At 35.8% G+C, this 21,344-nt stretch carries 21 protein-coding genes; 8 read left to right on the top strand and 13 right to left on the bottom strand.

Going from position 1 to position 21,344, the window contains the following annotated elements:
- The 3 genes from FYJ79_RS02485 (at position 1) to FYJ79_RS02475 (ending at position 3,413) form a co-directional block, all read left to right on the top strand.
- Positions 1-690, top strand: coding sequence for a 5'-methylthioadenosine/adenosylhomocysteine nucleosidase (locus FYJ79_RS02485; RefSeq protein WP_154514384.1), 690 nt, complete (start codon positions 1-3; stop codon positions 688-690).
- A 35-nt stretch (positions 691-725) separates the two neighbouring features.
- Entirely contained in the window at positions 726-2,996 is a 2,271-nt protein-coding gene (locus FYJ79_RS02480) for a U32 family peptidase (protein WP_229771289.1), read from the top strand.
- Between the two features lie 78 nt (positions 2,997-3,074).
- Positions 3,075-3,413: a helix-turn-helix domain-containing protein gene (locus tag FYJ79_RS02475; RefSeq protein ID WP_154514382.1), complete on the top strand. Its 339-nt coding sequence runs from the start codon at positions 3,075-3,077 to the stop codon at positions 3,411-3,413.
- A gap of 30 nt (positions 3,414-3,443) precedes the next feature.
- Here the strand turns inward: FYJ79_RS02475 and FYJ79_RS02470 are convergent, their stop codons facing one another.
- Positions 3,444-3,989: a metallophosphoesterase family protein gene (locus tag FYJ79_RS02470; protein WP_154514381.1), complete on the bottom strand. Its 546-nt coding sequence runs from the start codon at positions 3,987-3,989 to the stop codon at positions 3,444-3,446.
- Between the two features lie 149 nt (positions 3,990-4,138).
- On the opposite strand from FYJ79_RS02470, the gene FYJ79_RS02465 reads away from it, so the two are divergent.
- From FYJ79_RS02465 to purF, 5 genes are all read left to right on the top strand, one after another.
- A complete protein-coding gene (locus tag FYJ79_RS02465) occupies positions 4,139-4,459 on the top strand; it encodes a PTS sugar transporter subunit IIB (protein WP_033161776.1) in 321 nt (106 codons plus the stop codon).
- 80 nt (positions 4,460-4,539) lie between these two features.
- Positions 4,540-4,812 carry an ACT domain-containing protein gene (locus tag FYJ79_RS02460; protein WP_154514380.1) on the top strand — a complete coding sequence of 91 codons (273 nt, stop codon included), beginning with the start codon at positions 4,540-4,542 and terminating at the stop codon, positions 4,810-4,812.
- Between the two features lie 11 nt (positions 4,813-4,823).
- Positions 4,824-6,188 (top strand): PFL family protein, encoded by a 1,365-nt coding sequence (locus tag FYJ79_RS02455; RefSeq protein ID WP_154514379.1) that lies wholly within the window; start codon positions 4,824-4,826, stop codon positions 6,186-6,188.
- Positions 6,189-6,301: 113 nt separating this feature from the next.
- A complete protein-coding gene (locus FYJ79_RS02450; protein ID WP_154514378.1) occupies positions 6,302-8,008 on the top strand; it encodes a GNAT family N-acetyltransferase in 1,707 nt (568 codons plus the stop codon).
- A 54-nt stretch (positions 8,009-8,062) separates the two neighbouring features.
- Entirely contained in the window at positions 8,063-9,475 is a 1,413-nt protein-coding gene (purF, locus tag FYJ79_RS02445) for an amidophosphoribosyltransferase (protein WP_154514377.1), read from the top strand.
- Between the two features lie 94 nt (positions 9,476-9,569).
- Here purF and FYJ79_RS02440 read toward each other — a convergent pair whose 3' ends face one another.
- The 12 genes from FYJ79_RS02440 to nusB all read right to left on the bottom strand — a co-directional run bounded on the left by FYJ79_RS02440 (position 9,570) and on the right by nusB (position 21,330).
- Positions 9,570-10,304: a DUF3800 domain-containing protein gene (locus FYJ79_RS02440; protein ID WP_195836990.1), complete on the bottom strand. Its 735-nt coding sequence runs from the start codon at positions 10,302-10,304 to the stop codon at positions 9,570-9,572.
- Positions 10,305-10,527: 223 nt separating this feature from the next.
- Positions 10,528-10,806, bottom strand: a complete 279-nt coding sequence (locus FYJ79_RS02435) for a hypothetical protein (RefSeq protein ID WP_154514376.1) — start codon at positions 10,804-10,806, stop codon at positions 10,528-10,530.
- Positions 10,806-12,005, bottom strand: a complete 1,200-nt coding sequence (locus FYJ79_RS02430) for a phosphopentomutase (protein ID WP_154514375.1) — start codon at positions 12,003-12,005, stop codon at positions 10,806-10,808. The genes FYJ79_RS02435 and FYJ79_RS02430 overlap by 1 nt, the downstream gene beginning before the upstream one ends.
- A 4-nt stretch (positions 12,006-12,009) precedes the next feature.
- Positions 12,010-12,897, bottom strand: a complete 888-nt coding sequence (locus FYJ79_RS02425) for a tyrosine recombinase (protein ID WP_154514374.1) — start codon at positions 12,895-12,897, stop codon at positions 12,010-12,012.
- Positions 12,898-12,953: 56 nt separating this feature from the next.
- Positions 12,954-14,126, bottom strand: a complete 1,173-nt coding sequence (gene dinB / locus FYJ79_RS02420) for a DNA polymerase IV (protein ID WP_154514373.1) — start codon at positions 14,124-14,126, stop codon at positions 12,954-12,956.
- Between the two features lie 42 nt (positions 14,127-14,168).
- Complete coding sequence (recN, locus tag FYJ79_RS02415; protein ID WP_154514372.1) at positions 14,169-15,812, bottom strand: DNA repair protein RecN; 1,644 nt, start codon at positions 15,810-15,812, stop codon at positions 14,169-14,171.
- A gap of 3 nt (positions 15,813-15,815) precedes the next feature.
- Positions 15,816-16,625 carry a TlyA family RNA methyltransferase gene (locus FYJ79_RS02410; protein ID WP_154514371.1) on the bottom strand — a complete coding sequence of 270 codons (810 nt, stop codon included), beginning with the start codon at positions 16,623-16,625 and terminating at the stop codon, positions 15,816-15,818.
- Positions 16,618-18,477, bottom strand: a complete 1,860-nt coding sequence (gene dxs, locus FYJ79_RS02405; RefSeq protein ID WP_154514370.1) for a 1-deoxy-D-xylulose-5-phosphate synthase — start codon at positions 18,475-18,477, stop codon at positions 16,618-16,620. The genes FYJ79_RS02410 and dxs overlap by 8 nt, the downstream gene beginning before the upstream one ends.
- 1 nt (position 18,478) lies before the next feature.
- A complete protein-coding gene (locus FYJ79_RS02400) occupies positions 18,479-19,324 on the bottom strand; it encodes a polyprenyl synthetase family protein (RefSeq protein WP_154514369.1) in 846 nt (281 codons plus the stop codon).
- Positions 19,296-19,541 (bottom strand): exodeoxyribonuclease VII small subunit, encoded by a 246-nt coding sequence (gene xseB / locus FYJ79_RS02395; RefSeq protein ID WP_154514368.1) that lies wholly within the window; start codon positions 19,539-19,541, stop codon positions 19,296-19,298. Before xseB ends, FYJ79_RS02400 begins: the two co-directional genes overlap by 29 nt.
- 8 nt (positions 19,542-19,549) lie before the next feature.
- Positions 19,550-20,926, bottom strand: coding sequence for an exodeoxyribonuclease VII large subunit (gene xseA, locus FYJ79_RS02390; RefSeq protein ID WP_154514367.1), 1,377 nt, complete (start codon positions 20,924-20,926; stop codon positions 19,550-19,552).
- Positions 20,926-21,330: a transcription antitermination factor NusB gene (gene nusB, locus FYJ79_RS02385; protein ID WP_154514366.1), complete on the bottom strand. Its 405-nt coding sequence runs from the start codon at positions 21,328-21,330 to the stop codon at positions 20,926-20,928. Before nusB ends, xseA begins: the two co-directional genes overlap by 1 nt.
- Positions 21,331-21,344: the final 14 nt, after the last annotated feature.

The raw sequence follows: 21,344 nt of genomic DNA, 5'->3' as shown, positions 1-21,344 counted from the left end.
ATGTTAGGTATTATTGGTGCCATGAAAGAAGAAGTCGATGAAGTTGTGGCTTTAATGAAAGTGATTGATGAAAAAGAAGATTGTGGTTATCACTTCTATCATGGCTTTTTAGGAAACAAGGAAACTGTTGTTGTACAGGGGGGAATTGGTAAAGTCAATGCGACGATCTCAACAACCATTCTCTTGAAAGATTATGATATTGATCATGTTATTAATGTTGGTTCAGCAGGTGGCTTGAATCAGGAAGAAGAAGTAGGGGATGTTGTCATTGGTGAACGTGTATCCCACCATGATTTTGACTTGACTAGCTTTGGTCGTGCGATGGGCGAAGTGCCTGATATGCCTATTGCTTTCTTAGCAGATGCAAAGATGGTCCAGCTTGCAAAAGAAATTCTTGAAGAAAATGGTACACATGCCTATGTTGGTTTAATTGCATCTGGCGATCAGTTTGTCAGTACAAAAAAACAAGTTGAACGCATTAAGAAATACTTCCCTGACGCTATGTGTGCAGAGATGGAAGCAGCATCAATTGCTCAAGTTTGTTATGTCTTCAAGAAGCCTTTCATCATCACAAGAGGTCTTTCCGATATCTTTGATAAAGGAGAAAATGCTATTCAGTTTGATACATATCTCAAGAAAGCTGCCAAAACATCTGCTCAAATGTGTTATCATCTCGCAAATAAACTATAATGGATAAAATTGAAATACTTGCTCCAGCAGGAGACATGGAAAGCTTAAAGGCAGCTATTGCGAATGGAGCAGACGCTATCTATCTTGGCCCTGATCTTTTTTCTGCACGTGCTTTCGCAAAAAACTTTTCTCTTCCTGAAATTAAGGAAGCTGTTGAATATGCACATTTACGTAATGTGCGTATTTTCATAACTGTGAATATTCTTTATCATGATGAAGAGTTCAAAAAGCTATTCCAGTATATTGATCATTTTTATGAATATCAGGTAGATGCTTTGCTAATTCAAGATATCGGCTTACTGAAGGCAGTCAGAAAAAGATATCCTGATTTTGAAGTTCATGTCTCTACCCAGATGACGGTTAATTCTTTAGAAGCTGTTCGTTACTTTGAAGATCTTGGAGTAACGAGAATTGTTCTTTCAAGAGAAAATACTATTGAAGAAATTCGTTATATTAAAGAACATTCTTCCCTAGAGATTGAAGTCTTTGCCCATGGGGCTCTTTGTGTTTCCTATAGCGGACAATGTTTAATGAGTAGTATGATTGGGAAAAGAAGCGGTAATCGTGGTGCCTGTGCGCAACCTTGTCGTATGACTTATCAGCTAAAGGAAGATGGTCAGGTTATTGAAGACGAAGCATTTCTCTTATCTCCACGAGATCTTTGTACAATTGACAACTTACAGGAGTATATTGATGCCAATGTGACAAGTTTAAAGCTTGAAGGACGAATGAAAAAGCCTGAATATGTTGCAGCTATTACAAAGGCTTATCGTAAGGCTGTTGATCATTGCTATGGCAAAAAAGAGAACTATACAAAAGATGACATTGATGATATGAAGCAGATGTTCAATCGTCATTATACAAAAGGCTTCCCATTCCATGATCTACATATAGTCGATACGGATTTCTCAGGGAACAGAGGTATGCCTTTAGGCGTAGTCACTGGCTATAATCGTAAACGCAAGGTAGCTGCCATTAAGCTGACCGATGAACTTAAACAAGGTGACAGCATTCTCTTCAAGAGTGTAGATGCTGGCCGTCCTGTTAACAAGATTTATTTTAAAGGTAAACTTGTTAATACGGGACATCCTGGTGAAACTGTTGAAATCGAATTCGATCAACCCGTCTTTAATGGCGATGTCATGAAAACTGTATCAGTAGATACCCTTAAGAAGCTCGATGAGACTTTTATGCATGAAAAGAAATACCGTTCAATAAGTTTCATCTTACATGCCCATAAAGATGCCTTTTTATCGCTAGAAGCACTTAGTGGGGAAGAACATGTCACAATTGCCTCAGAGCATCTTATTGAAGAAGCTCGCCATACCCCAACAGATGCCTCCCGCATTAAAAAGCAGCTCAGCAAGCTAGGTTCAACCATTTATATGTTAGATCAGATCAGTCTCGATATGGATGAAAATATCAACATTCCTATTTCTCTACTTAATAGCTTAAGAAGAGATGCTGTCGATACCCTTAATGACCGCTTTGCCCATACAAAGCTTCATCACCTACAGCCTCAAGAGCTCCCACAACCAAAGCAACACACTTCTCATAAAAATAACTATATTGTTGTAAGAACAATTGAACAGCTACAGACTGTCATGACTGAGGACAATGTTTATATGTACTATGATGAGGAAACTGTTCATGATGCCTTTGATATCTTTGTAAAGCATCATAAGCCTGTATGCTTCTATATGCCTCGTATCAATACTGATGAAGATATCCAAAATATCTTAAATAACCCAATAATCGACCAAGTGGAATCATTCATTGTCAACGATTATGGTCTATATCGATTATGGAAAGATAAGCATGTGATATTAGGTAGCGGATTAAATATTACAAACAGTCTAAGTGCATCTAGCTTTAATGAGAGCATCATCGCTTCCTATGAAACTAGTCGCCAGGAACTTGAGAAGATGAGTCAAGTGACAAACGAACTTATTGTCCAGATTTACGGAAAAACGGAAAATATGATTACTGAACACTGTCTTGTTTCCCAGCACTATTTCCAAAAGAAAATCAAGCATTGTCATCGTTGTAAAGGACATACCTATACACTTGTGGATCGCAAAGGCTATGAATTTACGCTCTTCACAGATGAACGATGTCGTAATCATATTCTTCACAATGTGCCTATTCTGATTGAAAGCTATGGATCACTTGCAATCTCAACACTACTTTTCTTCCTCGATGAAGATTGCCAAACAATCCATGAAGTCTTAGAAGCTTACAAGACAAATAGCTTTCATGAATATCGCAATCAGATTGCTTCAACATCGGGATATTACAAAGTATAAATCATTTAATTTTCTTATAATCCTAAATTGTATTAATCGCAACAGTGTGTTATAATAATTCAAAAGGAGGTTTGTCTCATGTCCTTAGATTTAGATTTAGCCCAGCGATTAAAAGCATACCGTAACTTCAAGCATCTTACTCAAAAAGAAGTAGCTGCGCACTTAAATGTGCCTCACTCAGCCATCTCGGATATTGAAAATGGTAAACGTGATGTCACTGTCGGAGAATTAAAAGTACTCAGTCATTTATATGGTCGTTCTGTTGAAGAAATCATGAGCGGTAAAAAGTACGATTATTATAATATCGCTAATATCGCAAGACTTTTATCAGAACTCCCTGATGAAGATCTTAAGGAAGTTATGTTTATCATTGAATATAAGCGCAAACGTCTAGAAGAAAACAAAAACAAGGGATAGGCTTTTTGAGCCATCCCTTTTTGTGTGTTGTTATTTATTGTATTTGTGTAATAATTGTTTGAATTCTTCAAGTGTTTTCAGGCCTTCACTAAGCACCATCTCATCCACCTGTTCAAAAGTTTGATGGTGATAAAAATGTACATCAATCTTATCATTTTCAATAGAAGCCAGAGCGAAAGTCCCAAAGCCATAGCTTCCACGATTCATCATCGTACTTCCTGGATTAATAAAATGTACGCCTTCAATGAATTGATGCGTCGGCACATGAGTATGGCCATGAAAGCAGTATTGAATATGATACTCGTGACAGAAATCCAATAATTCCTTATAGCCATGATAGACATGAAACAGATGCCCATGTATTATGAGTATGTTACCTAGAATGATTTTGTCAGGAAAATCTGATGTATCATGATTCCCTCTAACAACATGATACCCTGTTAATAATTGATCATCAGGGGTTAAAGATGAATCCCCACAATGAATCATCACATCAACCTGCTCATGAAAATTCTTAGTAATTCTTTCAAATATATCATTATACATATGTGTATCACTTACAACTAAATATCTCATTATTAGCACCATTCCTATGAATATTATAACACTAAAATATACTCCTACAATACTACATTCCCCTTATCAATTATAGCGAAAGTGTTTACAATCGCTATGAAAGCGTGTAAAATATACTTAGAATTTAAAAACAAAGGAGTAATGATGAAATGAGAACTATTTTATTAGTATGTTCTGCAGGCATGTCAACATCTTTATTGGTAACTAAGATGGAAGCTGCAGCTAAAGAACAGGGAGTTGAAACAAAGATTTTTGCTTTACCATTCTCTGATGCACCAAGAGTATTGGAAGAAGTAGATTGTATCTTGCTTGGTCCACAGGTTAGATTCCAGAAAGCTTCTATTGAAAAATTAGCTGCTTCAAGAAAAGCTGGTCCAATTCCTGTTGATGTCATTGATATGAGAGACTATGGCACAATGAATGGTAAGGCTGTTTTAGATAAAGCTTTGACAATGTTAGGTGATAAATAATAAGAAAAAGGGGCTTATGCTCCTTTTTTTATATAACGATGTTTGTTATAATCGTTACAAAGAAAAGGAGAAAGTGAATTATGGAAAAAGGAATTATCACTGTTGTAGGTAAGGATTCAGTTGGTATTATCGCCAAAGTATGTACATATTTGGCTGAGCATGATGTCAATATTCTTGATATCTCACAGACTATTCTTGATGGATATTTTAATATGATGATGATAGTTGATGCGACTCATGCCTCTGCACCATTTAATACATTGACTGAAGAAATGAAAAATCTAGGTGATGATATTGGTGTAAGAATCAAATTACAACATGAAAATATCTTTGATAAAATGCATCGTTTATAAGGGGACATATAATGATCAATATATTTGAAGTTGCTGAAACAAACCGTATGATTGAAGAGGAAAATCTCGATGTGCGTACAATCACAATAGGGATTTCTCTATTAGATTGCATGGACAATAATGTCGATCAGGTTTGTTCAAATATTTATAAGAAGATTACAACTATTGCCAAGGACCTTGTTAAAACAGGCCAGGATATTGAAAAGAAATATGGCATTCCTATTGTCAATAAGCGTATTTCAGTTACACCTATTGGTACAATTGGCGCATCATGTTGCAAAACAACTGATGACTTTGTCAAGATTGCTAAGACTTTAGATCGTTGTGCACATGAAGTTGGGGTTAACTTCATTGGGGGCTATAGTGCCATCGTATCTAAAAACATGACAAATGCTGAAAAACTGCTTATTCAATCCATTCCTGAAGCGATGAAGGAAAGTGAACTTGTTTGTGCAAGTGTCAATGTCGGTTCTACTAAAACCGGTATTAACATGGATGCAGTCAAGCTGGTAGGGGAAATTGTCAAAGAAACTGCCAATCTCACAAAAGAAAATGATTCTATTGGTTGTGCTAAGCTTGTTATTTTCTGTAATGCTCCAGATGACAACCCATTTATGGCCGGGGCCTTCCATGGTATAACAGAAGGTGATGCTGTCATTAATGTAGGTGTATCTGGTCCAGGTGTTATGCATGAAGCTATTAAGAAAGCTAAAGGACAAGATTTTGGTGAACTTTGTGAAACAATCAAGAAAACAGCTTTCAAGATTACCCGCGTAGGTCAGATGGTTGCCAATGAAGCAAGTGAAGCGCTTGGTATTCCTTTTGGCATTATTGACCTTTCTTTAGCACCAACACCAGCAATTGGTGATAGTATTGCTGACTGTCTGCAGGCAATGGGCTTGGAAAGAGTAGGGGCTCCTGGGACAACAGCTGCTTTGGCTATCTTGAATGATCAGGTAAAAAAAGGTGGCGTTATGGCAAGCAGTTATGTTGGCGGTCTATCCGGTGCTTTCATTCCTGTATCAGAAGACCAGGGAATGATTGATGCAGTTGAAGCTGGTTCACTCACTCTAGAAAAACTTGAAGCAATGACTTGTGTATGCTCAGTTGGACTTGATATGATTGCTATTCCTGGCAAGACAAGTGCTAAAACGATTTCTGGTATTATAGCTGATGAAATGGCTATTGGTATGATTAACCAGAAAACTACAGCTGTCAGAGTCATTCCTGTTATTGGCAAAGATGTTGGTGATACTGTAGAATTTGGTGGCTTACTAGGTTACGCTCCTATTATGCCAGTCAATACATTTGGCTGTGATGCATTCATTGATCGTGGTGGACGTATTCCTGCTCCAATTCATAGTTTTAAGAATTAATCAATCAGAAGTTTTAGCTTCTGATTTTTTTCGTTGCACATAGATTGATAATTCATCAAGAGAATTTATAATATTGTTGTAATAGAAGGGAGTTTAGACTTTTTGTCACAATTATGCAACAATTACAATTAACTGATTTTGAAAAAATAAAACCTTATTTAGATGCCGCTAATTATGAAGGCTATAATTCTAATTTTGTCACGATGATGATGTGGAATCATGAATATCATGTTGAATATGAAATTCATGATCACTTTCTTGTGATGGTTCATAACTATAAAGGAACAAGATACTTTGCCATGCCTTATTGTTCAAAAGAGTATCTTAAGGAAGCAATGGATTACATGATGGAATATGCAAGAAAAGAAAAGTTTCCTTTCATGATTGAATTTGCAGTTAAAAGCTTTATCGAAGACGTAAAGGAAATCTATGGCAATCAATTTATCTTTGAACGCGAAAGAGACCAGGATGATTATGTGTATGAGAAAGATATGCTGATGAATCTAAGTGGAAAAAAGATGCAGAAACGACGCAACCACTACAATAACTTCGTCAAAGAATATCCTCAGCATGAATATCGAAGTCTTGATATTAATCGAGATTTTGATACAATTCTTTCCTGTTTAGAGCGTTGGGAAGGCAACAAGGAAGCAAGCGAGTCACTTGCCAGTGAAGTTTATGGCATTCTTTTCTTACTTTCAAGTAATTACCTTCTTGATATTAAGCTTGGTGGTATTTACATTAATGATGAACTCAAGGCCTTTATTATTGCTTCTCCACTTAATCATTCCACTATTCAAATTCATGTTGAAAAAGCTGATAAAGATATTCGTGGACTTTATCCTGCAATACAAAAAGAGTTTCTTGAACATGAATTTCCTGACTTTCAATATGTCAATCGTGAAGAAGATATGGGGCTAGAAGGCTTACGTAAAAGCAAACTACAATTGCATCCTTGCCATATGGTCGAAAAATGCCGTGTCTTCATCAACGATTCCTATATTCGCCAAGCATGTAGCCAAGACAAAGAAGACATCAAGAAATTATGGCTATCTCGTTTTGAAGATGAAGATGAAAAGACAGCAAGATTCTATTTTGACAAACTCTATCATGAGCAATATACATATGTCACTCGCTTTGATCATCATGTTATTTGCGCTTTACAAATCCATCCATTCCAGGTATCAGGATATGAGCATAGCAGCTTTATTCTAGGCGTTTCTACAGATATAAAGTATGAGCATCAAGGAATCATGAAAAAGCTGATGCGCTATGTCTTAGAACGCTATAAAGGACAACGTATCTATCTTCAAGCCTATCATCCAGAAATCTATATTCCTTTTGGCTTTCAGCCATCACATAAACATCAAGTGATTAAAGTCAATAAACATTTTTACAAAGATGACACAAGTTCTATCTTCATTTCCAACAACAACTATGACTATCAAGCCATGTATAATCAATATACCCAGCGCTTTCAAGAATATTTAATCAGAGATAAATCTTATTATTGTTATATTAATGAGCGTAATCAGGCATTTGGAGATAAAATCATGACCTTCATAAATAATGGTCAGCCTGTAGGCTATATGATTGCTCATGAAGATGAAGAAGAACTTAGAATAAGTGAATTCATTTATAATCAGGAGCTATTAAAAGATATTGTTGTCGCTTTATGTCAGAAATATGATAAACGAATTATTATTGAAACTGATATGCAAGCGAAAATAGAAGGAAAAGTTCAGGAAGTTATTACGATGATGTGTAATCAGCCATCTTCTAGCAATGAAGAGATAAGATTTATTAACGAAATTTATTAACTTTTTATTAAATATCATGTATCATTAATACGGATTCAGGGGGTAAAGTCATAAATGGTTATTGATGATCGCGAATTACATGAAGAATGTGGTGTATTTGGTGTTTATGAGGCTGAAGATGCAGCGCGTTTAACTTATTATGGTTTGCATGCGTTACAACACAGAGGCCAAGAGGGGGCTGGTATCTGTGTCAGACATAACAAACTACATCTCCATAAAGGCGAAGGTCTTGTCACTGAAGTCTTTGATAAAGAACGCCTAAAACAATTACCAGGCAATGCTGCTATTGGTCATGTGCGTTATTCTACTGCCGGTGGTGGTGGTATTGCCAATGTTCAGCCATTCTTATTTAGAACAATGAAGGGTTCATTAGGTGTATGCCATAATGGCAATATTGTTAATGCCAATATTCTGAAAGCTCAGCTTGAAGAAGAAGGGGCTATCTTTAATTCGACAAGTGATACTGAGATTTTAGGACATCTTATTAAACGTCATACTGGACGCTTTATTGATCGTATTTGTAAGAGCTTAAGAGAATTGGATGGAGCATTTGCCTTTCTTATTTTATGTGAGAATGCTTTATATGCTGCAAGAGATAAATATGGATTAAGACCATTATCGATTGGTCAGCTGCCTAATGGTGGTTATGTCTTTGCTAGTGAGACATGTGCTTTAGATATCGTAGGTGCACGTTATCTAAGAGATTTAATGCCAGGAGAAGTTGTCCGTGTGAAAGATGGAGAACTTAAGTCCAAATTCTATTTACCAACAGATCAAATTGTTGATAAGATTTGTGCAATGGAATATATCTATTTCTCAAGACCTGATAGTACAATTGAAGGCATTAATGTGCATACAGCAAGAAAAAATGCAGGACGCATGCTTTATCATGAATCACCAGTTGATGCTGATCTTGTCATAGGTGTGCCAGATTCATCAATATCAGCTGCTATTGGTTATGCTGAAGAATCAGGTATTCCTTATGAAATGGGCTTAGTAAAGAATAAATATGTTGGCCGTACATTCATACAGCCAACTCAGGCACTCAGAGAACAGGGTGTAAGAATGAAGCTTTCCGCCGTAAGCTCCATTGTCCGCGATAAGAGAGTTATTATGATTGATGATTCAATTGTCCGTGGTACTACAAGTAAACGTATTGTGCGTCTCTTAAAAGAAGCTGGAGCTAAAGAAGTGCATGTCAGAATAGCTTCACCAGCAATTAAATATCCATGTTTCTATGGTGTTGATACTTCAACAATTGAAGAACTCATTTCCAATAGAATGGATGTTGAAGAATTAAGAGATTATATTGAAGCAGATTCATTAGCATTTTTATCTGAAGAAGGATTACAGAAGACAACAGCAGTCACTGATACATGCACAGGCCTATGCTTATCATGCTTTAGCGGACATTACGTTACACCATTATATGATTCTTATAAGAATGCAAATAAAGATGAAAAGTAGAAATGAAGGGGGGCAACCTCTTTCTTTTTCTTATAATGCATTACTTCGCATAATGCATATTATGTCATTTTTAAATAGAAAATTCTGTACCAACTTAAATTAAATCACTATATAAAGCGTGATTCTTATCTTCATTAGGAAGTGTAATAATATGAAAATTCTTAATAGCTCTCATTTTTACCCAATCATCTTTTGTAGAAAGAAACAACAACCGATTAGCAACAATGTCTGCTGCTCTTACCAATGTTATTCTTTTTGAATCACAATAATGAAGATCTAAATGTGTCGATGGACTTAAGATGGGCGCATAATAACAGTGATAGTTATAATTAAATGTCCCCTTTATCAATTCACCATAAAGTGCTTCACGCAATTCATATCTCCCATTTGTTGCAGTTGAATGTTCATCCGTATAAAAATGAATTGCCGATATATCAGCAGGATTGAAAACAGAAAGTTCTATTAGCCTTTCTAAGGCTCTTTTTACAGCAATCTTATAAGCATAATCTAAATATCTCTGCTTGTCTTTTTTGTCCGCAAACACTTGATCCATGACTTCATTCTGATATATGACAGTGCCAAATTTAAAACAATTATTTAATGATCGAAATAGTTTCAATTTATCAGACTTATTTATCAAACATGCTTTGAGTTCTTTATCTTTTTTGTATTGATGCTTATCTCTAATGACTCCTTCAGCTTTAATATATTTTCTTGAAGCTATATCTTTATTGTTTTTACCTAAAAAAATCAGACCTCCAAACACGAAGAGTTCATTATGAACTTTGTCGAAGACGCCTGATTCATCAGAGTATACAAATATTTCCATTTGTTATTTCTCCTGTTATTTCTATGAAATTTTAAATAAAAAAAGCCATCTTTCGATGGCCTTGCGTCCGGCGTACTTAACATACGCTTAAACGTTAATTCGGTTTCCGCAAGTATACAGCGCATTACTGCCTGCAAATATAATATAACATAATTTTTAAAAGTATCAAGTCTAAATAAGTAAAAAAGCAAAAATGAATAAATGGTATAATGATATCTTTTCTTTAAGCCAAATGATTGATAGCCATATATAATGTCAATAAAGCCATAAATAAAACATTGACCAAGATGAGATATTGAAACAATCTATTTTTCTGTATTTTGTTATTGTTATAAAGGGCTAATACACTTATCAATAACATTGCTATAGATAAGATATAATAAACGAGATCAAGTAAAATATTGCCTTTTGAAAGTGTTCTCCCAAAAATGAAAAAGAGCAATGCCAGTAATGTAGAAGCCAGCGAGAGAATAACAACCTTTCTTATTTTATGTTCATCCATTATTTTGTACGAGCCACCTTATCTAGTAAGGAGTATCCAATTCCTGGATTTTCCACGTTAAAATTATCGGCAATAGTTGCACCAATTACGGCATAGCTATCAAGAACGCCAAGGTTTGTTGGATGAGCAAGTGATTTGCTGTACATAAGAAGTGGGACATGCTCACGTGTATGATCAGTTCCTTTCCATGTTGGGTCATTGCCATGATCAGCCGTAATCATGAGTAAATCATCCTCATTCATATTTCGCATTAATTCTTCTAGCTGCTTATCAAATAATTCAATAGCATCACCATAGCCAACAGCATTACGACGATGACCATAAACCGCATCAAAATCTACGAGATTCACAAAGATTAATCCTTCTTGTTCTTTTGTTGCAAGCGTAATTGTTTTCATCATGCCATCTGTATTATCATCCGTATGGATACCTTCAGTAATACCTTCGTTCACAAAGATATCTGGAATCTTACCGACACCAATGACATCAAGACCATGATCCTTTAAGCTGTTCAGTACAGTTCTTCCAAAAGGTTTTAGCGCATAGTCATGTCGATGTGGAGTACGCTTGAACTCCCCTTTCTTGCGTCCAACATAAGGTCTCGCAATAACGCGTCCAACTTTCCATTCATCCTTCATTAAGAGTTCTCTTGCAATCTCACAGGCTCTATAGAGTTCTTCTAAAGGGATAATTTCTTCATTTGCAGCAATTTGGAATACAGAATCTGCTGAAGTATAAACAATCCAATCTCCAGTTTCAAGCTGATGTTCACCAAATTGATCAAGAATAACTGTACCACTTTCAGCATAATTACCAACACACTTACGTCCTGTTTTTTCCTCAAAAAGTTTAATAAACTCATCAGGGAATCCTGTATCTGTAAATGTCTGGAAAGGTTTATCAATCTTCAGCCCCATCATTTCCCAATGACCTGTCATCGTATCTTTTCCATTAGATACTTCACGTAGTGCAGCCGTTGTTCCTAACTGATGTGGAACTTTATGAATGCCTTTGAAATCACCTAAATTTCCCAGTCCTAAACCTTCCATATTTTCAACATAAAGTCCATTTTTCACTTCTGCAATATGTCCAATTGTATTGGCTCCTTCATCACCAAATTTTGCAGCATCTTCTGCTCCACCAATTCCCATTGAATCACATACAATAAGAAAAACACGTTTATAATCTTTATAACTCATCTTTTTATCCTTCCTTCTTGTTTCTATGAAAGAAACGTTTATAATCTTCAACAATCTTTTCATTTGCGACATGTGTATAGATTGTTGTTGTTGCTATATCACTATGGCCAAGTAATTCCTGAATACTTCGTAAATCCGCATCACCATCAAGTAATGTTGTCGCAAAAGTATGCCGCAACTTATGTGGACTTAGATGTTCACTAATACCAGCTTCACAGGCATATTTTTGTAAGATATTGTAGAATTCCTCACGGCTTATCATCTTTCCAAAATGGTTAAGAAAGATTTCTTTATTGCCTAGCTTGTCATAGACTTGACGTTCATGGTGAATATAATCCTCTAAAAGATCGCATGTTTTAGCATCTAAAGGAACAAGTCGTTCCTTGTTGCCTTTTCCCACTACACGAATACGTTTAGCCTTATAATTAAAATCATTAGTTGTAAGATGAATGAGCTCACTTACACGTACGCCACTTGCTACACTCAAGAGCAGCATGAGATAATCACGCTTGCCTGCAGGAGAAGATTGATCAATTGTATGAAGAACCTTCGTGACAGATTCAAGACTTACTGTTTGTGGCAAATGTTTTTGACTTTTAGGCATATCAATATTAGCCATAATATTATGCTCAATCATTTTATTTTTCTTCAGATAAAGAAAAAACTGTCTTAGTGTGACCATCTTGCGAACAATTGAAGATGTCGCATAGTGTTCATTTAAGTATTTTAGATAATGAATAATATCTTGCTCTTCTATCTCTCCTATATCCTTCTTCATATAAGTAAAGAATTGTTGAAGATCGCGGATATAATTGATTGTTGTATTCTCGCTCAATCCTTTTTCCAATAAGAGATAAGTCTCAAATTCTTGAATATAGTCCTTTTGTTGCATACATTTACTCACCAAGAATATTATATCAATTTTTCTAAAAGAATACCAAAGAGGTATTAAGAATTCTTATCCAATAAATCACTAGCTTTCATCAATCCCAGATTTTCTTTATTAAAGATTTTGATGATCTGATCAACATTATCTTCTTTTGGTGTTTCTATACGATCAAATATCGATAATTGCTCTTTAACATCATTCACTGACTTCACATCATTCAAGCCAATACCAATCAGTCTCACTTTTTCCCCATTATAAACATTTCTTAATAACATAAGAGCAGCAGAATAAATCTCTTCAGAATTATTCGTATAATACTCTAAAGGCATTTGTCTTGTTATTGAATGGGTTAAATCAAACTTCAATGTAATCGCAATGCTATTGGCGACAAGCGATTCTTTCTTTGCACGATCAGATAGATGATCAGCAATAGGTTTAAAAGCTTCCGCAATTTCATCAATACCTTCTAAATCATTTTCAAATGTTTCAGAATTACTCACGCTTTTTGCCTGTCTTGCTTCATATTGAACTTTACGATTATCCTTTCCATTAGCTTGATGGTAAAAGACAAGGGCACTATTCCCTAATACCTGCTTCAATATTGTGTAGTTTTCACGCTGAGCAATATCTCCAATTGTCATGATTCCAGCTTTTTTCAATTTCAGTGCTGTTTTTTTACCAATGCCAAACATCTCACCAACATCCATAGGCCATAAAAGTTGTTTTATGTTACTTTGTGTGAGGATTGTGATACCCATTGGTTTTTTCATGTCACTCGCCATTTTAGAAAGAAATTTATTTGGTGAAATACCAATAGAACATGTTAAGCCAAGCGTCTGGTAAACTTCCCTTTGGATAGCTTCTGCTATGCCATAGGGCTGTTCATGTGTGCTTGTAATGCGTTCAGATAAATCAAGATAGCCTTCATCAATAGAAGCGACTTCAAGATAAGGACTATATTTCTTTAAGATTTCGAAAAAGCGAGAAGATAGCTCGTGGTAATAATCAAAATGTGGTTCAATGATGATGAGATCCGCACATTTATTTTTTGCCATATAAAGTGGCATGGCAGAATGAATACCGAGCTTTCTTGCCTCATAACTTGCTGTTGAGACAACTGAACGCTTTGAATCATGAGCAATGACAACAGGCCTCCCTCTTAATTCAGGATGTCTTATCAACTCACATGAAACATAAAATGCATTAAGATCAACATGAAATATAACGTGCATAACAAATCCCCTCTCGAAAAAAAGCATATACATCGATATGCTTTAATGGTTCAATAAACTTCGTGCATTATTAAGTGCCTCTTCAGTAATAGAGTCACCAGACAACATTTTAGCTATCTCACTGACACGTTCTTCGCCCTTGACTTCTTGAATACTTGTATAAGTTTCATTATCTTCGCTCTCTTTATGTAAAGCATAATGGTGAGTTGCATGTACGGCAACCTGTGGTAGATGTGTAATACAGATCACCTGCTTATCAGCCGAAAGCATCTTCATCTTTTGACCAATTGCATCTGCAACCTTGCCACTCACACCAGTATCAACTTCATCAAAAATAACAGTATCAACACTCATTTGATTAAGTGTAATGATCTTTATTGCTAACATGACACGCGAAATTTCACCACCAGAAGCTGATTCATTCAACGGTGTAAAGGCTTGTCCAGCATTCATTGAAACAGTAAATACGACCTTATCCATACCATCTTTGCTAAGTTCTGTTTCTTCAAAAGCAATATGAAATCTTGCTTTATCCAAGTAGAGGTCTGTGAGCTGTTGCTGTATACGCTTTTCAAATTCAAGAGCACACTCCTGACGTTTCTGATGCCATGATGTCGCTGCATCATAAGCAAGCTTATAATACTTTTCTTTTTCTCTTTCGAGTTCTTCAAGCATTTCATCACGATGCAAGCTTGCGTCAATTTTCTCTTTCAGCTCATCACGTGCCTTATAAATAGCCTTCATGCTATAGCCATACTTACGCTGCAATCTTTGAATCTGAAAGAGCTCTTCATTGATTTCATTGAAACGATATTCATCAAAATCAATTCCTTCATAACTTTGCATGATGGACCCAACAATATCCGAAAGAGAATAAAAAGTATTATAGAGTTGATTATAATCCTCTTTAAAATCATCATACTCTTTAACACTATTTAATTCATCAATAGCACTTTGTAACTGTTCCAAAACACCATGATTATCATTGACAAGATGATCAAATTGTCTAATATGAGCATTTAATTTCTCATAGTTCTTCATAATCTCTACTTCATGTTCGAGATTTTCAATATCTTCATCCGTATATTCCAAATCTTTAAGTTCATCATACTGAGATTGATAGTATTCAATACGTTCATCACTCATATCAACCTCATTAATATCCTTAATCTTTTTAAGAATTTCCCGATACTTCCTATAGTATTGCAGATAATCATCTTTTAAATAATCATCTGCAATATAACGATCAAGGATGGTGAGATGATTCTTGATAGAGAAAATGGTCTGTGTTTCAAACTGTGAATGGATATGAATTAAATAAGGCGCAATAATATTGAGTGCTGAATTAGTTACAGGATGATAATTGACCTTAATATTTGACTTCCCGTTTGCATGAATTTCTTTATGGATAATAATATCGTTATCAAAGTCCAGTCCTATTTCTTCAAAAGCTTTTACAACTTCGTCATTTTCATCTATTTCAAAGATTCCTTCAATAATTGCCTTTTCCTGGCCTTGTCTGACAAGCTGAGCACTCGAACGCTGTCCACATAACTGACCTATCGCATCAATAATGATGGACTTGCCCGCACCAGTTTCACCAGTGAGTACACTCATACCTTCATGAAAATCGACTTGCATTTCATCAATAATGATGAAGGAAGAAATATAGAGACTTTTCAACATATATTATTCACCTCTTTCAAAATGATTATGTGCTTCTTTTACAACATCAGCAATATCAATAGGCATGCTTTCTTCTTCTGCTAACACAAAATGTCCGAGAAATTCGATATTACCTTCACCACCTGTAATAGGTGAATATGTTAAAGCTTTAATAGAGAAACCATTCTCTTGCGCATACGTCAGCACTTTTTTAATGACTTCTTCATGTACTTTTGCATCCTTTACAATACCATGTTTGCCAACTTGCTCACGTCCCGCTTCAAACTGTGGCTTAATCAGAGCGGCCACATCACCGCCTGCCACCAAGATGTTTTTAAGCGTTGAAAAAATGTGAGAGAGTGAAATGAACGAAACATCGATGGATGCCACCTCAGGCTGACCTTCTTGAAAATTTGCAGGTGTGCAATAACGGAAATTCGTTTGTTCCATGACAATCACACGCGCATCATTTCTTAGCTTCCAGACAAGCTGGTTTGTCCCTACATCAAGTGCATAAACCTTTAATGCACCATTTTGCAGTGCACAATCCGTAAATCCGCCCGTTGATGAGCCAATGTCCAACATGATTTTATTATGCAAATCGAGATGAAACATATTAATAGCTTTTTCAAGCTTCAAGCCTCCACGAGAGACATACTTAAGCTTTTCTCCTTTTACAGATAGTACAGTATCTGTTGGAATCTTCATGCCTGGTTTATCAAGTTTTTGATGGTCATCATGGACTATTCCAGCCATGATTGCTCTTTTAGCCTTTTCACGAGATTCAAAAAGACCTTGTTCAACACATAATATATCCACTCGTTCCTTAGCCATTCAGACACTCCCTTATTTTGATCAGAAGATCATCCATAGTTAATCCTTCTCTTTTCAATAATTCTTTCACACTGCCATGTGTTACATAGTGATCACCTATACCCATGGCATGTAACTCTACTGGTGTATGATGCTGACTATAGTAAAAACTGATTGCTTCACCAAGTCCACCTATCAACATATCTGTTTCAAAAACAATGATTTTTGTATGGGCAACTTTATCAAGCATCTGTTCATCCATTGGTTTAAGAAAACGTGCATTAATCAAATTAACAGGCAAATCATACTCCCTAATCAGATTTTCTACATTTTTTACTTGATCACCATATGTAATGACACTAACCAAATGTGCATGATCAAAGAATTTTATTTTCCAGCTACCTACATTTAAAACATCTTGTTGATGATCTTTATGTTTATGAATCATATTCTTGCTATAACGTATGATATAGGGATGATCATGATTCTTATAGGCGGTATTCATCATTAGTTCAGCTTCTTTTTGATTGTGTGGTGCCATAATAATGAGATTGGGAATAGGCATCATATAGCCGATATCAAAGACACCATGGTGCGTAGGTCCATCCTCCCCAACAAGTCCAGCACGATCAATTCCAATCAAACAAGGCAAATCCATTCTTGCAATATCATGATTAAGCTGATCATATGCACGTTGGGAGAATGATGAATAGATGGAGAGGAAAGGAAACTTTCCACTTATAGCTAAGCCTGCCGCAAAAGTCATCGCATGTTCTTCGGCAATACCGACATCAAAGCTTCTATCGGGATAATGCTTAAAAATATGATTCAGACTACTTCCTGTTATCATGGCAGGTGTTATAACACAAATATCCTGGTGCTTGCCCATTAGAAATTCTACATGATTTGCAATGGCTTCAGACCAGCTTTGATGCTTAGTATGCAAGGCAGGTACAATGCCACGATTCAAATCAAAAGGTTTCACACCGTGATAAAGACCGATTTTATCCTTTTCTGCCTTTTCATAGCCTTTGCCTTTAACCGTTTCCACGTGAACAATAACACTATGATCATAATCTTTTGCGGTATTAAGAGCAGAAATCAAGTCTTCCATATTATGACCATCAATTGGTCCTAAATAATCCAAGCCAAGCTTAGTAAAAACAGATTCATCAAGAATATGATCCTTAACAACATCCTTCATCTTTTTTGTGACTTGGTAGACACGTTCTCCTGTTTTACTTTTCTTCAGAAAAGTAACATAGTTATCACGTGCATTTTTATATTTTTCAGAAACACGAATCTCCGAAAGCATATTAGAAAGACCACCAACATTTTTTGTAATAGACATATTGTTATCATTAAGGATAACAATAACTTTATGCTTACATGTTCCAAGATAATTTAAGGCTTCAAAAGATTCACCAGACATTATGGCCGCATCACCAACCACAGCTATAACCTGATAATCTTCTTTATTAAGGTCACGCGCTGTCGCTATACCGATAGAACCAGAAATAGCTGTTGAAGAATGGCCGGCTTCCCAGCAATCATAGGGGCTCTCTTTTCTTTTTTGAAAGCCTGAAATGCCACCGTATTGACGAATGTTTTTTAATTCTTTAGCTCTGCCCGAAAGCACTTTATGTACATAAGACTGATGTCCTACGTCAAAAGCTATTTTATCTCTTGGAAAATCGAAAACATAATGCAATGCAACAGTCAGTTCTACAATTCCTAAATTGCTTGAAAAGTGCCCTCCTGTTCTGGCAACAGAATGCATAATGAACGAGCGAATATCCTGAGATAGATCACTCAGTTCTTCTGTTGTCATTGATTTTAAAAATTTTGAATTTTCTATCTCTTCAATATTCAAATTAATTCACCCTTCTTATGACTTTTTCAAGTAGTGCAATCATAATACCATGATTACATGTCAACCCATAAATATCTTCTAGGCATTTTTTAAACAAATCATCAGCATAGGCTTTTGACTTTTCTAATCCAAGCAATGATACATAGGTTGTCTTACCATTTTCTTCATCACTGCCTACATTTTTTCCTAAAGTCTGACTATCGCTTGTGACATCAAGGATATCATCCTGAATTTGAAATGCTAGGCCTAAATGAAATCCTAAATTTCTAAGTTCTTTTTGTTCTTTACCAATAATGATTCCTGCCATTTCTAATGGTGCAGAAATCAAGCATCCTGTTTTATAATGATGAATATCTTCTAACTCTTCTAGTGTTGCTTGATGACTTTCATAATACATATCTTGTTGCTGTCCATAAATCATACCAGAAACACCTGATGCTTTAAATAGAACAGATGTTAACATGACCTTCATATGATCATCGATGGCTGTATTCATCATAACATTCATCGCCTGATTAAGAAGTCCATCACCAGCTAGTATGGCTGTTGCTTCGTCAAACTGTTTGTGGCAAGTGGGACGTCCTCTTCTTAAGTCATCATTATCCATCGCAGGCAGATCATCATGAATAAGTGAATATGTATGAATCATCTCAATGGCACAGGCCACATCAAGATACTGATGATAGTCATAACCATAGGCTTTGAGTGCAGTGAGTAATAAGACCGGTCTTAAACGCTTGCCCCCAGCTAAAACAGAGTACTTCATTGCTTCTTTGACAGCCCCTGATTGAGGCTGACTGAGAAGTTCTTCAAGACGTTTATTGATTTCCTGAATCATTTGTTCCATTATGATCACCTTCATATGTTTGCATTGAGCCATTTTCATAGATTTTTACAACACGATCTTCGATACTTTTTAACTTGCTGTCACAGAATTTAGCAAGCTCTACCCCTTCTTCATACAGTTTAATACTTTCATCCAATGTTGCTTTATTTTCTTCAAGAACTGCTATGATTTCATCAAGACGATTCATAGCTTCTTCATATGTCATCTTTTTATCCATAATAACCTCTATTCAATTACAGCTTTCTTTTTACCATCCGCAAACTCCAATTCAACATGATCACCGGCAGACAACATGCTAGCCTTGTCAATGGCTTGATGATCCTTTAAGACAATACTATATCCCCTCGTAAGAATTTTAAGTGGGCTAACGAGATCTAGTTTTGTCACACAGGAAGCAAAGACATGTTTCTGTTCTTTAAGAGAATCCTGTATAAGCGTATCGAGTTCATGCCGATTTCTTAAGACCCTTCCCTCTTCATAACTGATTTGTTTAGTTATTTGTAAGTGCAAAGAAGCTTTTTTATCTTGCACAATCTTATTATTTGAACTTATGAAACGATGAGAAAGCTGAGTCAGTTTTTGTTTTCTTTTTTGTAGGCCCTCCTGTTCATGTGTCAAGAATTGTTGGCCTAAGTGATCCAATGCATCTCTATTATGTGTTAAGTGAAGCATTTCATTTTCATAAAGATGCTGAGGATTTTTAAATACATAGGCATCAAGAATATGATGTAATGCTGTCTTTTGATTTTCTAATTGATAGTTCATTAAGGTATGTAAACGATTGGCTTTGACATAAACATTATCTCTTAATTCATGAGCATCAGGTACAGCCGCAACAGCTGCAGCAGTTGGTGTGGCCGCACGTAAATCGCTCACAAAATCCACCAATGTCGTATCTGTCTCATGCCCGACCCCTGTTATAATGGGTGTGTTTAATTGATAAATACAACGCACAAGCTCTTCTTCATTGAAATTCCATAAATCTTCAATAGAACCTCCGCCTCGACAAAGCAAGATTGTAGAAGGTCGTGCTTTATCCACTGCACGAAGAGTCGCAATGATATGCTTATAGGCATCCTTTCCTTGAACAGGGATGGGAAAGATATAAATGGGCACACTTTCAAAACGCTGCTTAATGGTCCTTAGGACATCCTGTAAAGCTGCCGACTGTTTAGCTGAAAGAACAGCTATATTTTTAGGGAAAGTCGGAATAGGCTTTTTATGAGCCTCATCAAATAAGCCTTCTTTTAAAAGTTTTTGTTTTAGCTTTTCATACTGAATCGCTAAATCACCAATCCCGTCTTTTTGCATGTGATCAACATAGAGCTGATAGACCCCTGTCTTCTCATAGACAGAAACATGGCAATGGGCAATAACCTTCATCCCATTTTCTGCTCGAAAAGATAAATTCTTTGCATAAGAGGCAAACATTATTGCACTTACTGCAGCTTGTTCATCTTTCAAAGTAAAGTACATATGCCCACTTGGGTGTGGACGATAGTTTGAGATTTCCCCACGAACTGTTACATCTTGTAGATGAAAATCACGATCAAACAATGCCTTTACATAGCCATTGAGAGCATGAACACTAATTGGTTTCATTAGATAACCTCATTTAAGACCCCATTGATAAATTTATAAGATTCTTCATCACAGAATTCTTTTGCATTAATAACAGCTTCGTTAATGATAATGCGTTTATCAAGTTCACTATCTGCTAATTCACAAGTTGCTACAAGTAAAATAGCCTGTTCCATATAAGATAATCGATTAAAAGTCCAGCCTTTCTTAAGTTCCTTACTGATAAGAACAATATAATTGTCCTTATTTTCTAAGACTGTTTTCACTAAACGAATGGCAAACTTCTTTGCTGAATAACCATCTTTTAATTCAGGATCCAAATCAATAAAATGCAACAATTCTTCTAATGAAGCATTAATTAATAAATTCTGATAAACACAAAATATTGCCTTTTGTCTTGCATACTGTCTGATCGTTTTTTCCATTTTCAAAAACCTCC

The organism is Sharpea porci (assembly GCF_009695655.1).
GTDB lineage: Bacteria > Bacillota_I > Bacilli_A > Erysipelotrichales > Coprobacillaceae > Sharpea > Sharpea porci.
This window is presented reverse-complemented; position numbering and strand designations above follow the sequence as displayed.

Bases quoted from the DNA above. Each gene is read 5' to 3' on its own strand.
- FYJ79_RS02485 (WP_154514384.1), top strand. From the start codon at position 1: ATGTTAGGTATTATTGGTGCCATGAAAGAAGAAGTCGATGAAGTTGTG.
- FYJ79_RS02480 (WP_229771289.1), top strand. From the start codon at position 726: ATGGAAAGCTTAAAGGCAGCTATTGCGAATGGAGCAGACGCTATCTAT.
- FYJ79_RS02475 (WP_154514382.1), top strand. From the start codon at position 3,075: ATGTCCTTAGATTTAGATTTAGCCCAGCGATTAAAAGCATACCGTAAC.
- FYJ79_RS02470 (WP_154514381.1), bottom strand. From the start codon at position 3,989: ATGAGATATTTAGTTGTAAGTGATACACATATGTATAATGATATATTT.
- FYJ79_RS02465 (WP_033161776.1), top strand. From the start codon at position 4,139: ATGAGAACTATTTTATTAGTATGTTCTGCAGGCATGTCAACATCTTTA.
- FYJ79_RS02460 (WP_154514380.1), top strand. From the start codon at position 4,540: ATGGAAAAAGGAATTATCACTGTTGTAGGTAAGGATTCAGTTGGTATT.
- FYJ79_RS02455 (WP_154514379.1), top strand. From the start codon at position 4,824: ATGATCAATATATTTGAAGTTGCTGAAACAAACCGTATGATTGAAGAG.
- FYJ79_RS02450 (WP_154514378.1), top strand. From the start codon at position 6,302: ATGCAACAATTACAATTAACTGATTTTGAAAAAATAAAACCTTATTTA.
- purF (WP_154514377.1), top strand. From the start codon at position 8,063: ATGGTTATTGATGATCGCGAATTACATGAAGAATGTGGTGTATTTGGT.
- FYJ79_RS02440 (WP_195836990.1), bottom strand. From the start codon at position 10,304: ATGGAAATATTTGTATACTCTGATGAATCAGGCGTCTTCGACAAAGTT.
- FYJ79_RS02435 (WP_154514376.1), bottom strand. From the start codon at position 10,806: ATGGATGAACATAAAATAAGAAAGGTTGTTATTCTCTCGCTGGCTTCT.
- FYJ79_RS02430 (WP_154514375.1), bottom strand. From the start codon at position 12,005: ATGAGTTATAAAGATTATAAACGTGTTTTTCTTATTGTATGTGATTCA.
- FYJ79_RS02425 (WP_154514374.1), bottom strand. From the start codon at position 12,897: ATGCAACAAAAGGACTATATTCAAGAATTTGAGACTTATCTCTTATTG.
- dinB (WP_154514373.1), bottom strand. From the start codon at position 14,126: ATGCACGTTATATTTCATGTTGATCTTAATGCATTTTATGTTTCATGT.
- recN (WP_154514372.1), bottom strand. From the start codon at position 15,812: ATGTTGAAAAGTCTCTATATTTCTTCCTTCATCATTATTGATGAAATG.
- FYJ79_RS02410 (WP_154514371.1), bottom strand. From the start codon at position 16,625: ATGGCTAAGGAACGAGTGGATATATTATGTGTTGAACAAGGTCTTTTT.
- FYJ79_RS02400 (WP_154514369.1), bottom strand. From the start codon at position 19,324: ATGGAACAAATGATTCAGGAAATCAATAAACGTCTTGAAGAACTTCTC.
- xseB (WP_154514368.1), bottom strand. From the start codon at position 19,541: ATGGATAAAAAGATGACATATGAAGAAGCTATGAATCGTCTTGATGAA.
- xseA (WP_154514367.1), bottom strand. From the start codon at position 20,926: ATGAAACCAATTAGTGTTCATGCTCTCAATGGCTATGTAAAGGCATTG.
- nusB (WP_154514366.1), bottom strand. From the start codon at position 21,330: ATGGAAAAAACGATCAGACAGTATGCAAGACAAAAGGCAATATTTTGT.